14 protein-coding genes are annotated in these 11,749 nt (G+C 58.8%); 8 read left to right on the plus strand and 6 right to left on the minus strand.

The genetic code is table 11. The annotated features are described in order from the left end of the window. A partial coding sequence (locus tag OQK_RS15930; RefSeq protein WP_038860997.1) for a DJ-1/PfpI family protein occupies positions 1-493 on the minus strand: 493 nt, incomplete at its 3' end. 151 nt (positions 494-644) lie between these two features. Here OQK_RS15930 and OQK_RS15935 point away from each other — a divergent pair. After that, complete coding sequence (locus OQK_RS15935; protein WP_016773259.1) at positions 645-1,781, plus strand: acyl-CoA dehydrogenase family protein; 1,137 nt, start codon at positions 645-647, stop codon at positions 1,779-1,781. Between the two features lie 156 nt (positions 1,782-1,937). On the opposite strand, the gene OQK_RS15940 is transcribed toward OQK_RS15935, so the two are convergent. After that, positions 1,938-2,978 carry an NADP(H)-dependent aldo-keto reductase gene (locus tag OQK_RS15940; protein ID WP_016773260.1) on the minus strand — a complete coding sequence of 347 codons (1,041 nt, stop codon included), beginning with the start codon at positions 2,976-2,978 and terminating at the stop codon, positions 1,938-1,940. A 244-nt stretch (positions 2,979-3,222) separates the two neighbouring features. On the opposite strand from OQK_RS15940, the gene rplM reads away from it, so the two are divergent. The 7 genes from rplM to OQK_RS15975 all read left to right on the plus strand — a co-directional run bounded on the left by rplM (position 3,223) and on the right by OQK_RS15975 (position 8,112). After that, positions 3,223-3,651 carry a 50S ribosomal protein L13 gene (gene rplM / locus OQK_RS15945; RefSeq protein WP_003228062.1) on the plus strand — a complete coding sequence of 143 codons (429 nt, stop codon included), beginning with the start codon at positions 3,223-3,225 and terminating at the stop codon, positions 3,649-3,651. Positions 3,652-3,665: 14 nt separating this feature from the next. Beyond that, entirely contained in the window at positions 3,666-4,058 is a 393-nt protein-coding gene (rpsI, locus tag OQK_RS15950) for a 30S ribosomal protein S9 (RefSeq protein WP_003228056.1), read from the plus strand. 273 nt (positions 4,059-4,331) lie between these two features. Further along, the gene (gene petA, locus OQK_RS15955; RefSeq protein ID WP_007917031.1) at positions 4,332-4,925 is read left to right on the plus strand and encodes a ubiquinol-cytochrome c reductase iron-sulfur subunit; all 594 of its coding nucleotides are present in this window, start codon (positions 4,332-4,334) and stop codon (positions 4,923-4,925) included. Continuing rightward, a complete protein-coding gene (locus OQK_RS15960; RefSeq protein ID WP_016773261.1) occupies positions 4,925-6,136 on the plus strand; it encodes a cytochrome b in 1,212 nt (403 codons plus the stop codon). The genes petA and OQK_RS15960 overlap by 1 nt, the downstream gene beginning before the upstream one ends. Then, positions 6,136-6,918, plus strand: coding sequence for a cytochrome c1 (locus OQK_RS15965; protein WP_016773262.1), 783 nt, complete (start codon positions 6,136-6,138; stop codon positions 6,916-6,918). The genes OQK_RS15960 and OQK_RS15965 overlap by 1 nt, the downstream gene beginning before the upstream one ends. Positions 6,919-7,064: 146 nt before the next feature. Next, a complete protein-coding gene (locus OQK_RS15970; RefSeq protein WP_007961620.1) occupies positions 7,065-7,682 on the plus strand; it encodes a glutathione S-transferase N-terminal domain-containing protein in 618 nt (205 codons plus the stop codon). Positions 7,683-7,698: 16 nt separating this feature from the next. Beyond that, positions 7,699-8,112: a ClpXP protease specificity-enhancing factor gene (locus OQK_RS15975; RefSeq protein WP_016773263.1), complete on the plus strand. Its 414-nt coding sequence runs from the start codon at positions 7,699-7,701 to the stop codon at positions 8,110-8,112. 160 nt (positions 8,113-8,272) lie between these two features. On the opposite strand, the gene OQK_RS15980 is transcribed toward OQK_RS15975, so the two are convergent. From OQK_RS15980 to OQK_RS15995, 4 genes are all read right to left on the minus strand, one after another. Continuing rightward, positions 8,273-8,851 (minus strand): BON domain-containing protein, encoded by a 579-nt coding sequence (locus tag OQK_RS15980; protein WP_016773264.1) that lies wholly within the window; start codon positions 8,849-8,851, stop codon positions 8,273-8,275. Next, positions 8,848-9,441 (minus strand): phosphoheptose isomerase, encoded by a 594-nt coding sequence (locus OQK_RS15985; RefSeq protein ID WP_008082788.1) that lies wholly within the window; start codon positions 9,439-9,441, stop codon positions 8,848-8,850. Before OQK_RS15985 ends, OQK_RS15980 begins: the two co-directional genes overlap by 4 nt. Before the next feature lie 101 nt (positions 9,442-9,542). Next, entirely contained in the window at positions 9,543-9,905 is a 363-nt protein-coding gene (locus OQK_RS15990) for a YraN family protein (RefSeq protein WP_016773265.1), read from the minus strand. Next, the gene (locus tag OQK_RS15995) at positions 9,905-11,716 is read right to left on the minus strand and encodes a penicillin-binding protein activator (protein ID WP_016773266.1); all 1,812 of its coding nucleotides are present in this window, start codon (positions 11,714-11,716) and stop codon (positions 9,905-9,907) included. The genes OQK_RS15990 and OQK_RS15995 overlap by 1 nt, the downstream gene beginning before the upstream one ends. Between the last annotated feature and the right edge of the window lie 33 nt (positions 11,717-11,749).

The raw sequence follows: 11,749 nt of genomic DNA on the forward strand, positions 1-11,749 counted from the left end.
CGTCGGTCAGGTGCTTGTCCTGATTCAGATAGACCTTGGGGAAACGTTCGGCGAAGGCATTGAAGAAGCGCCAGTAGGTGGTTGCTTCCTTGCCGTTGAGCAGCCCGGCTTCGGCGAGCCAGAACACTCCGGTGGCTTCGCCGCATAACACCGCGCCGCGCGCATGCTGTTCGCGCAGCCACGGCAGGATTTGCGGGTAACGGCCACACAGCGTATCGAAGTCGTCCCAGAACGCCGGGAGGATGATCACATCGGCGTTTTCCAGGCCACCGTCGACCGGCATGACCACGTCGCTGAAGCTTTTTACCGGTTTGCCATCCGGGCTGACCAGGCGCGTTTCGAACGCCGGTGTCAGGCCGTGGCCCAGTTGTTTGCCGTAACGCAGGCTGGCCACATGGAAAAAATCCTTGGCCTGCATGAGGGTGTAAGCGAAAACCCGGTCGATGGCCAGGATGCTGACGCGCCGCAAGGGCGGGGAGACGTGCTTAGACATAATTCAACTTTTGTTTTGTTTTTATAAGGGAAAGTGGTCACCAGACGGCTGGATCGTCTTATTTTTTGTCGGATGTGTCCAGTGTCCCGTAGCCGGAGTCGGGCTTAGTCTCTGAGAGCCGTATCCCTCCAACAACAAAGAAAGGTGCCGCATGATCCCCAGAACTCTGTTCAGCTCCGAGCACGAATTGTTCCGCGACAGCGTGCGAACTTTCCTCGAAAAAGAGGCCGTGCCGTATCACGCGCAGTGGGAGAAGCAGGGACACATTGACCGCGCGCTGTGGAACAAGGCGGGGGAGGCGGGGATGCTCTGTTCGCATCTGCCGGAAGAGTACGGCGGGCTCGGCGCGGATTTCCTCTACAGCACCGTGGTGATTGAAGAAGTCGGGCGTCTGGGACTGACCGGTATCGGTTTCTCGCTGCACTCGGACATCGTCGCACCGTACATCCTGCATTACGGCAGCGAGGCGCTGAAACACAAATATCTGCCGAAACTGGTCTCGGGCGAAATGGTTACGGCGATCGCCATGACCGAGCCTGGCGCCGGTTCCGACCTGCAAGGGGTGAAAACCACGGCGGTGCTCGACGGTGACAAATATGTGATCAACGGTTCGAAAACCTTTATCACCAACGGCTTTCTGGCTGACCTGGTGATCGTGGTGGCCAAGACCGATCCCAAGGCTGGCGCCAAGGGCACCAGTCTGTTTCTGGTGGAGGCGAATACGCCGGGCTTCGAGAAGGGCAAGCGCTTGGAGAAGGTCGGCATGAAGGCGCAGGACACCTCGGAACTGTTCTTCCAGGACGTGCGCGTGCCGAAGGAAAACCTTCTCGGCCAGGCGGGTGCCGGGTTTGCCTATCTGATGCAGGAGTTGCCGCAGGAACGTCTGACCGTGGCTATCGGCGGCCTGGCCTCGGCCGAGGCAGCGCTGCAATGGACGCTGGATTACACCCGCGATCGCAAGGCGTTCGGCAAGGCGATTGCCGATTTTCAGAACACCCGCTTCAAACTGGCCGAAATGGCCACCGAGATCCAGATCGGCCGGGTCTTCGTTGACCGCTGCCTGGAGCTGCACCTGCAAGGCAAACTCGATGTGCCGACGGCGGCGATGGCCAAATATTGGGGTACCGACCTGCAATGCAAAGTGCTCGACGAATGCGTGCAACTGCATGGCGGCTACGGCTTCATGTGGGAATACCCGGTGGCCCGGGCGTGGGCGGATGCGCGGGTGCAGCGGATTTACGCCGGCACCAATGAAATCATGAAGGAGATTATTGCGCGGTCGCTGTGATGATCGTTCCCACGCTCTGCGTGGGAATGCCGCCGGGGACGCTCCGCGTTCCGCTGTTGAGCTAATCCGACTGGCCTCTTCGCGAGCAGGCTCGCTCCCACAGGGGATAACCGTACCTGTGGGAGCGAGCCTGCTCGCGAAGCTTTTGGCGGTCAGTTACGGCGCCGGATTCGGATGATCCTTGTGAATCGCCTCGATCCCGGCCAGCACTTCATCGGACAGTTTCAGATCAAAACTGGCAATGTTGCTGTCCAGTTGCTCAAGCGTCGTCGCGCCAATGATGTTGCTGGTGACGAAGGGCTGCTGGGTCACGAAGGCCAGGGCCATTTGCGCCGGATCCAGACCGTGTTCGCGGGCCAGTGCCACGTAACGGCTGCACGCCGCTTCGGATTGCGGGTTGAAATAGCGGCTGAAGCGGCTGTAGAGGCTCAGACGGCCTTTCGGTGGTCGGGCGCCGCCTTCGTACTTGCCGGAGAGGAAGCCGAACGCCAGTGGCGAGTAGGCGAGCAGGCCGCACTGTTCACGGATGGCGATCTCGGCCAGGCCGACTTCGAAGCTGCGGTTGAGCAGGTTGTACGGGTTCTGGATCGACACCGCACGCGGCCAGCCACGGGCTTCGGCCAGAGCGAGGAAGCGCATGGTGCCCCACGGCGTCTCGTTGGACAGACCGATGTGGCGGATCTTGCCGGCCTTCACCTGTTCGTCGAGGGCTTCGAGGGTGTCTTCCAGCGGCGTCAGGTTGGCTTCGATCTTGTGCTTGTAGCCCAGCTGTCCGAAAAAGTTGGTGCTGCGCTCCGGCCAGTGCAATTGATACAGATCGATGTAATCGGTCTGCAGGCGCTTGAGACTGCCGTCCAGTGCTTCGGTGATGTGCTGGCGGTTGTGGCGCAGGTTCTTGTCGCGGATGTAGTCGATGGTGTTGCCGGGGCCGGCGATCTTGCTGGCGAGGATCCAGTCGGCACGGTCACCGCGATTCTTGAAGTAATTGCCGATGTAGCGCTCGGTGGTGGCGTAGGTTTCGGCTTTGGGCGGCACCGGATACATTTCGGCGGTGTCGAGGAAATTGATCCCCGCCTCTTTGGCCCGTTCAATCTGGGCGAAGGCTTCAGCCTCAGTGTTTTGCTCGCCCCAGGTCATGGTGCCGAGGCAGATTGCACTCACGTTCAGGTCGGTACGGCCTAGCTGGCGATAGTCCATCGGGTGCTCCTTGGGCAAAACAATCATAAAAGCAGGTTGAAAAATTTTTCGCAATCTGCATAATTGCCGACCTCTTTCTGCAGTGGAAGTGATGCGCCGCCGCCGAAGAATCTTGCCGTTGAACGGACGCGCCGACCCGAGCCCCCGAAAGCGTCTGTATCCGGCTGCCTTTGACTTGTCAAAGTACGCACTATTCAGTAAGATCCGCCGTCTTATTTACAGGCGGCCCCTGAGGCTATAAAGAATGAAAACTTTTACTGCTAAACCGGAAACAGTAAAGCGCGACTGGTTTGTCGTCGACGCTGCTGGTCAGACCCTGGGTCGTCTGGCCACCGAAATCGCGAGCCGTCTGCGTGGCAAGCACAAGCCTGAGTACACTCCTCACGTTGACACCGGCGACTACATCGTCGTCATCAACGCCGAGCAGATCCGTGTTACCGGCGCTAAAACCACTGACAAAATGTACTACTCCCACTCCGGTTTCCCGGGCGGCATCAAGTCGATCAACTTTGAAAAGCTGATCGCCAAAGCCCCTGAGCGCGTGATCGAGACCGCGGTTAAAGGCATGCTGCCTAAAAACCCACTGGGTCGCGACATGTACCGTAAGCTGAAAGTCTATGCGGGCGCTGCACACCCTCATACTGCTCAGCAGCCCCAAGAACTGAAGATTTAACGGAATAGTTCATTATGTCGGCGACTCAAAATTACGGCACTGGCCGTCGCAAGACCGCAACCGCACGCGTTTTCCTGCGTCCGGGTACTGGTAACATCTCCATCAACAACCGTTCGCTGGATAACTTCTTCGGCCGCGAAACTGCCCGCATGGTAGTTCGTCAGCCGCTGGAGCTGACCGAGACTGTCGAGAAGTTCGACATCTACGTCACCGTGATCGGCGGTGGTGTAAGTGGTCAGGCTGGCGCAATCCGCCACGGCATCACTCGCGCTCTGATGGACTACGACGAAACCCTGCGTAGCGCTCTGCGCAAAGCTGGCTTCGTTACCCGCGACGCCCGTGAAGTTGAACGTAAGAAAGTTGGTCTGCGTAAAGCGCGTAAGCGTCCGCAGTACTCGAAGCGTTAATTCCGCTTCCGCGTTCAAAAAAGAACGCCCGCCTCCTCACGGAAGCGGGCGTTTTTTTATGCCTGCGATTTATCAAAGAATTGCGTTGTGACAACTTGCCACAGCCGTAGACCCCCTATACTCCAAGGCTTAAGGGGCTGAGCCCCGGGCAATTAACCTTGTCAGAATTGGGGGTTTTCATTACCATTCGGGCAAAATTTTTATAAGTAACATTTGATTTATTTAGTAGACGCCTGATTTAACAGGCCAAAAAAGCTGATGGGAGAGGACTGAATGAGCAATGACGGCGTGAATGCAGGCCGGCGTCGCTTCCTGGTGGCAGCCACATCCGTGGTGGGTGCTGCAGGAGCGGTGGGGGCTGCGGTCCCGTTCGTGGGGTCATGGTTTCCCAGTGCCAAGGCGAAAGCTGCCGGTGCACCGGTGAAAGTGAATGTCAGCAAAATCGAGCCAGGCCAGCAGATGATTGCTGAATGGCGCGGCCAGCCGGTGTTCATTGTCCGCCGTACCGAGGAAATCCTGGGGAATCTCAAGAAGATCGAGGGTCAGCTCTCCGATCCGACCTCCAAAAACTCCACGCAACCCACTTATGTCGACCCTGAAGTACGCTCGATCAAGCCGGAAATTCTCCTGCTGATCGGGATCTGTACGCACCTGGGTTGCTCACCGACCTTCCGTCCCGAAGTGGCACCTGCGGATCTGGGCAAGGACTGGGTAGGCGGCTATTTCTGCCCGTGCCACGGTTCCCACTACGATCTGGCTGGCCGCGTCTACAAGTCGCAACCTGCGCCTTTGAACCTGCCAGTTCCCCCGCATTCCTATGAGACCGATGACCTGATTGTCATTGGCGTCGATACGGAGAAAGCGTGATGAGCAAGTTCATGGATTGGGTTGATGCGCGCTTTCCCGCGACCAAAATGTGGGAAGACCATCTCAGCAAATATTACGCACCAAAGAACTTCAACTTCTTCTATTTCTTCGGCTCGCTGGCACTGCTGGTGCTGGTCAACCAGATCGTCACCGGCGTCTGGCTGACGATGAGCTATACGCCGTCGGCAGAAGAGGCGTTTGCTTCCGTTGAATACATCATGCGCGACGTTGAGTACGGTTCGATCCTGCGTCTGCTGCACTCGACCGGCGCCTCGGCGTTTTTCATCGTCGTCTATCTGCACATGTTCCGCGGTCTGCTCTACGGTTCGTACCAAAAACCGCGCGAGCTGGTCTGGGTGTTCGGCATGCTGATCTACCTGGCGCTGATGGCCGAAGCGTTCATGGGTTACCTGCTGCCGTGGGGCCAGATGTCGTACTGGGGCGCCCAGGTGATCATCTCGCTGTTCGGCGCGATTCCGCTGATCGGCGATGACCTGACCCAGTGGATTCGTGGTGACTACCTGATCTCCGGAATCACCCTGAACCGCTTCTTCGCCTTGCACGTTGTCGCGCTGCCGATCGTGATTCTCGGTCTGGTGGTCTTGCACATTCTGGCGCTGCACGAAGTCGGTTCGAACAACCCTGACGGCGTCGATATCAAGAAGCACAAAGACGAAAACGGCATCCCGCTGGACGGCATTGCGTTCCACCCGTACTACACGGTGAAGGACATTGTCGGCGTTGTGGTGTTCCTGTTCATTTTCTGCTTCATCGTGTTCTTCTTCCCGGAAATGGGCGGCTACTTCCTCGAAAAACCAAACTTCGAGCCGGCTAACCCGTTCAAGACGCCTGAGCACATTGCCCCGGTCTGGTACTTCACTCCGTTCTACGCAATCCTGCGTGCGGTCCCGGACAAGCTCATGGGTGTTATTGCCATGGGCGCGGCGATTGCGGTGCTGTTCGTGCTGCCATGGCTGGATCGCAGTCCGGTGAGATCGATGCGCTACAAGGGCTGGATGAGCAAAATCTGGCTGGTGGTGTTCTGCATTTCTTTCGTGATTCTCGGCATCCTCGGCGTTCTTGCGCCGACGCCGGGGCGCACGTTGCTGTCGCAGGTCTGCACCTTCCTGTATTTCGCCTACTTCATTCTGATGCCGTTCTACACCCGGCTCGAGAAGACCAAACCGGTTCCGGAAAGGGTGACTGGCTGATGAAAAAGTTATTTCTTGCTCTGATTTTTACTGCGCTGCCTTCCCTGGCTTTTGCTGCCGGGGGCCATGGTCCGGAACTGGAAAGTGTCGATATCGACGTCTCCGACAAAGCCGCCCTGCAGGATGGTGCGCGGACCTTTGCCAACTATTGCATGGGTTGTCACAGTGCCAAGTTCCAGCGTTACGAGCGCGTCGCCGATGACCTTGGCATCCCGCACGAGCTGATGCTGGAGAAGCTGGTGTTCACCGGTGCCAAGATTGGCGACCACATGAACATCGGCATGCAGCCGGCCGACGCCAAGACCTGGTTCGGTGCAGCGCCGCCGGACCTGACTCTGGTAGCGCGGGTACGTGGCACCGACTGGCTCTACGGTTACCTGAAGTCGTTCTACGAAGATCCGGCGCGTCCATGGGGCGTGAACAACAAGGTCTTCCCGAACGTCGGCATGCCTAACGTGCTGGTCGGCCTGCAAGGTCGTCAGGTCGTCGGCTGCAAACAGGTGCAGATCGTCGAAGACGGCAAGAAGCAATACGATCCGCTGACCGGCACGCCGCTGACCCACGAAGCGTGCGATCAGTTGACCATCGTGCCGAAGTCCGGTGCTCTGAACGAAGAGCAGTTCGATGAGAAGGTCAAGAATCTGGTAACCTTCCTGGCTTACTCGGCTAACCCGGTTAAGCTGCAACATCAGCGCATCGGTACTTATGTCTTGCTGTACCTGGCGTTCTTCTTTGTGTTCGCCTACCTGCTCAAGCGTGAATACTGGAAAGACGTGCACTGATACGCTTCAAGCATTGCTGTTAATCGCGCGCGCCCAAGGGCGCCTCCGCTAAAGCAGGATCTGCTCAGTCAGACCCTGCGGGAGGTGCCCTCTGGGCGCGCGCGTTTTTCCGGTTCCGACAAATTCAACAAGCGAGGAGGATCGCCATGGGCGTGACCAATCGGTTGGCCTGTTACTCCGACCCCGCCGACCACTATTCCCACCGAGTGCGCATCGTGCTTGCAGAGAAGGGTGTCAGCGCCGAAATCATTTACGTGGAAGCGGGCCGCCAGCCGCCTAAACTGATTGAGGTGAACCCTTACGGCAGTCTGCCGACGCTGGTCGATCGTGACCTGGCGTTGTGGGAGTCGACCGTGGTGATGGAGTATCTGGATGAGCGTTACCCGCACCCGCCGCTGATGCCGGTTTATCCGGTGGCGCGGGCCAACAGCCGTCTGCTGATCCACAGGATTCAGCGTGACTGGTGCGGGCTGGTGGATCTGATTCTGGATCCCAAGAGCAAAGAGGCTGCACGGGTCGTGGCGCGCAAGGAACTGCGCGAAAGCCTGACCGGCGTTTCGCCGCTGTTCGCCGACAAGCCGTTCTTCCTCAGTGAGGAACAAAGTCTGGTGGATTGCTGCCTATTACCCATACTCTGGCGTTTGCCGATTCTGGGTATTGAACTGCCGCGGCCGGCCAAGCCGCTGCTTGATTATATGGAGCGCCAGTTTGCGCGTGAGGCTTTCCAGGCGAGTCTGTCTGGTGTCGAACGCGATATGCGCTAAGGCTTAAGGAGCCGCTATGAACTCCAGTCGACCTTATCTGGTCCGCGCGCTCTACGAGTGGATTGTGGATAACGATTGCACCCCGCACATGCTAGTCAACTCCGAGTACCCGGCGGTGCAGGTGCCACAGGGTTTTGCCAGTGACGGCCAGATCGTCCTGAACATCTCGCCGAGTGCCGTGCGTCATCTGCACATGGATAACGACGTGGTGACGTTCGAAGGCCGCTTCGGCGGTGTTCCGCACAGTCTCTACGTGCCGATCAGCGCGATCCTGGGTATTTACGCCCGGGAGAACGGCCAGGGCATGGTGTTTGACCTCGAGTTGCCGATGGACGACGAGGAAGACATCGATCCGGATGACGACTCGCCGCCACCGGGCAGCGAGCCGCCACGCCCGAGTGGCCGGCCAAGTTTGAAGGTTGTGAAATAAAAAAAGGCGATCCGAATGGATCGCCCTTTTTGTGTCTGCGTTGGTCGTGTAGGAGCTGCCGAAGGCTGCGATCTTTTGATCTTTAAAAGCAAGATCAAGAGATCGCAGCCTCGTTGCACTCGTCAGCTCCTACACGCTCCATAGTTTCTGTGTAATCAGGTCAGTCGATGTATTCGAACAGCTTCACAATCTTCTGCACACCAGACACACCCTGAACCAGATTGGTTGCCTGAGTGGCTTCCTGTTGGGTCAGCAGGCCCAGCAGGTAGACGATGCCGTTCTCGGTCACGACTTTGATGCGCGAGCCAGGAATGCTGGCGTCGGTGAGCATCTGGGTCTTGATCTTGGTGGTCAGCCACGCATCGTTCTGGCGCGCGAGCAGGGAAGACGGTTGCAGCACTTGCAGTTCGTTGTGCACTTTCTTCACGCGCTGGACGTTGGCGGCGGCCTGTTCGGCTTTGGCCTTGAGGTCTTCGCGCGGAGTCTGGCCGGCGAGCAGGACGACGCCGTTGAAGCTGGTGATGACGATGTGCGAGTCGTTGTCCAGTGCCGGATCGGCCTTGGCGATGTTCACGCCTGCTTTGGTTTCGATCAGCGAGTCGTCGATCTTGCTGCCGAAGGTACGCGTGCCACGGTCGTCTTCGATCGGCGCTTCACGGCTGGCGTTCACCACCGAGGTGCAGCCGCTGATGCCGAGGCACAGGGTCAAGGCCAGAAGGCCAAGGCGATTAGGGGTCATTCTTCACTCCCGAACAGTTGGCTGTCGATCAGATCGCAAAGGCAATGGATCGCCAGCAAGTGGACTTCCTGAATACGTGCAGTGACGTTGGCCGGTACGCGAATCTCGACGTCCTCGGGCAACAGCAGCGACGCCATGCCGCCGCCATCGCGTCCGGTCAAAGCTACGACAATCATTTCGCGATCATGTGCGGCCTGGATCGCTTGAATAATGTTCGCCGAGTTGCCGCTGGTCGAAATCGCCAGCAACACATCGCCCGGCTGGCCGAGCGCGCGAATCTGCTTGGAGAACACTTCGTTGTAGCTGTAATCGTTGGCGATCGAGGTGATCGTCGAAGTGTCGGTAGTCAGCGCAATCGCCGGCAGGCTCGGACGCTCGCGCTCGAAGCGGTTGAGCAGCTCCGAAGAAAAATGCTGGGCATCGCCGGCCGAACCACCGTTGCCGCACGAGAGCATTTTGCCTTCGTTGAGCAGGGCGTTGACCATGATCTGGCTGGCTTGCTCGATGTGCGGTGCAAGTACGTCCATCGCCTGTTGCTTGGTGTCGATACTGGCCTGGAAAAGCTGGCGAATTCGGGATTGCATGTCCATCTGTGTGACCTTAAGTGGCGCGGCTGTTCGGCACGTGAATGTGCAGCCGGCAAAGCAAAGAGCAAAATGTGTCGGACGAAAACAGGGCAGGGTGCAGGCGATCAACTGTCGAAAGCATTCTGCAACCAGTTCAGCTGATTCGGGTGGCTGTCGATCGCCACCACATCGAAGCGGCAGGGGGAATTGGCCCAACGCGACTCGCGCTGAAGAAAATACTGTGCTGCAAAGATCAGTTTCTGCTGCTTGCGCTCGTCGATACTGGCGAGCGCGCCACCCCATTGAGTGTTTTTTCTGTAGCGAACTTCAACGAATACTACTGTATCGCCATCAAGCATGACCAGATCAAGCTCGCCGCGTTTGCATAACCAGTTCTGCGCCAACAGGCGCAGACCTTGTTGTTGCAGATGTTCGAGCGCTTGGCGCTCGGCATCCTTGCCGCTTTGCGAGCGTGACCTGTCGGGCATCAGCGCGGTGTGTCCGGCAGGCGCTGTACCTGACCGCTGACGAACTGTGCCCATGGCAACTGGCGCACTACGCGTTGGGTCTGGGTCATGCCGAGGCTACCCGACTGACCTTCGATGCGGCTGTCCGGCAGGGCCTTGAGTTGGCCGAGGCGCGGTGCCAGGCGATAGGCGTCGGCGCCCATGGCGTACAGGCGACCGAGGCTGCCATTGGCTTGCGGCCATTGCGCAGCCACCTGCTGGCGCAGCGGATCGCTGGTTTCCAGCAGCCATGGGGTTTCGCAGAAGCGAATGCCGTTCATGTCGTTGTACTGATTGACGTCGCCGCTGGCGCTGTACACGTGGGAAGTCGCGTAGACCGGCACGTCACCGGCGTACTGGAAGTTCAGGGTCGGCTTGATCTGCTGGGCCTGTTGCGGCGTGGCGGCCAAGAAGATGAATTCGATGTCCTGGCGACGCGAAGGCTGCGCGGCGACATTGGTGCCGGCAACATTCTGCAGGCTCTTGGCGCGAGCTTCGCTCTGACGCAGCTGGAACATGTCGGCGATCTGCTGGGCCAGTTGCACCGGCTGATCGACACGCTCGGTGGCAACGATACTGCCGCCATTGGCTTGCCAGTCCTGGCTGAAGGCACGCAGGACGCGATCGCCCCATTCGCCCTTCGGCACCATGATCGCGGCGCGATGCAGGCCGTCGGCACGAGCGCGACGGGAAACTTCGCGAGCTTCGTCTTCAGCAGCGAGACCGAACTGGAACAGTTGCGCCGGGCCTTGCTCGCCTTCGCTGTAGTTCAGCGCCAGGGTGGTGATCGGCAGTTGCGGGCGAGTGCTCAGTTGCTTGACCAGTGGTTTTTCCAGTGGGCCGACTACCAGTTGCACGCCGTCAGCCTGGGCCTTGCGATAGAACTCGTCCATCGAGGTCAGCTTCGAGCTGTCGTAGAACTCGATGGCAGGTGGGTTCTGGCCGGCCTGTTGCGCCTGATAATGCGCGGCCATGAAGCCTTCACGCAGCGCTTTGCCGACCGACGCCAATTGGCCGTCCTGTGGCAGCAGCAGGGCGATTTTGCTCAGTGGCTGGCTGGCCAGTTCCTTGAGTTTGGTCAATGGCAGCGGCAGGTTGACAGCCGCCGGGTGCTTTGGATTCTGCGCACGCCAGTTGTCGATTGCGGCTTGTTGCTGTTCCAGCGTGCCTGCGGTTTTCACCGCTTGCGCCAGAGCCATCCAACCGCCGAGATCGTCGGTGTTGTTCGGTTGCAATTGATCGGTTGGCAGCGACGCGATCAGGGTCCAGATCGCTTCGTGGTTCTTGCTCGCCGCTTCGCCTTCCAGCATCGGTGCAATGAACACACGCTCACGGGCAGCGGCCAGCGTCTGGCCATCGGCTTCAAGGGCGCGGGCGTGAACAGTGCCAGTGCGCACTTGCTGCTCTTCCGGCATTTCGCTGAGCTTCTGGAAGCTCGGATGGCTCAGGGCGGTCAGCGCAGCTTTAGGCTGATTGCGCGTCATGGCCAGTTCGGCGGACAGCGTATTGGCGAAAATCTGCTGGCCTGGCTTGAGTTGCTCCACCGGCACTTGTTGCAGGATTTGCGCGGACTGGCCGGCATTGCCTTGGCGATAAGCCTGGTCTGCTGCGCTCAGGCGCAGCAGGGCGGCTTGTTCCGGGGTTTTAGCCTGGGCAGCCTGTTCGAGCAGTTGCTCGATGCTGGCGTCCGGAGTCCGTGGAAGTTCGCCAAGGCTGGAGGAAGGGGAGCTGGCACACGCGGCCAACAAGGCAGCGAGGCAGAGGGCAGTGAACAGCCGCAGGCAAGCGATCATGTAAGTGTTCCTGATACTCGATCAAATTAGCGT

This window comes from Pseudomonas sp. R62 (genome assembly GCF_000257605.1).
GTDB lineage: Bacteria > Pseudomonadota > Gammaproteobacteria > Pseudomonadales > Pseudomonadaceae > Aquipseudomonas > Aquipseudomonas atacamensis.

Excerpts from the sequence above, each read along its gene's own strand:
- OQK_RS15935 (WP_016773259.1), top strand. The coding sequence starts at position 645 with ATGATCCCCAGAACTCTGTTCAGCTCCGAGCACGAATTGTTCCGCGAC.
- OQK_RS15980 (WP_016773264.1), bottom strand. The coding sequence starts at position 8,851 with ATGACCCCTAATCGCCTTGGCCTTCTGGCCTTGACCCTGTGCCTCGGC.
- OQK_RS15970 (WP_007961620.1), top strand. The coding sequence starts at position 7,065 with ATGGGCGTGACCAATCGGTTGGCCTGTTACTCCGACCCCGCCGACCAC.
- OQK_RS15975 (WP_016773263.1), top strand. The coding sequence starts at position 7,699 with ATGAACTCCAGTCGACCTTATCTGGTCCGCGCGCTCTACGAGTGGATT.
- OQK_RS15985 (WP_008082788.1), bottom strand. The coding sequence starts at position 9,441 with ATGGACATGCAATCCCGAATTCGCCAGCTTTTCCAGGCCAGTATCGAC.
- OQK_RS15990 (WP_016773265.1), bottom strand. The coding sequence starts at position 9,905 with ATGCCCGACAGGTCACGCTCGCAAAGCGGCAAGGATGCCGAGCGCCAA.
- OQK_RS15940 (WP_016773260.1), bottom strand. The coding sequence starts at position 2,978 with ATGGACTATCGCCAGCTAGGCCGTACCGACCTGAACGTGAGTGCAATC.
- OQK_RS15960 (WP_016773261.1), top strand. The coding sequence starts at position 4,925 with ATGAGCAAGTTCATGGATTGGGTTGATGCGCGCTTTCCCGCGACCAAA.
- rpsI (WP_003228056.1), top strand. The coding sequence starts at position 3,666 with ATGTCGGCGACTCAAAATTACGGCACTGGCCGTCGCAAGACCGCAACC.
- OQK_RS15965 (WP_016773262.1), top strand. The coding sequence starts at position 6,136 with ATGAAAAAGTTATTTCTTGCTCTGATTTTTACTGCGCTGCCTTCCCTG.
- rplM (WP_003228062.1), top strand. The coding sequence starts at position 3,223 with ATGAAAACTTTTACTGCTAAACCGGAAACAGTAAAGCGCGACTGGTTT.
- petA (WP_007917031.1), top strand. The coding sequence starts at position 4,332 with ATGAGCAATGACGGCGTGAATGCAGGCCGGCGTCGCTTCCTGGTGGCA.
- OQK_RS15995 (WP_016773266.1), bottom strand. The coding sequence starts at position 11,716 with ATGATCGCTTGCCTGCGGCTGTTCACTGCCCTCTGCCTCGCTGCCTTG.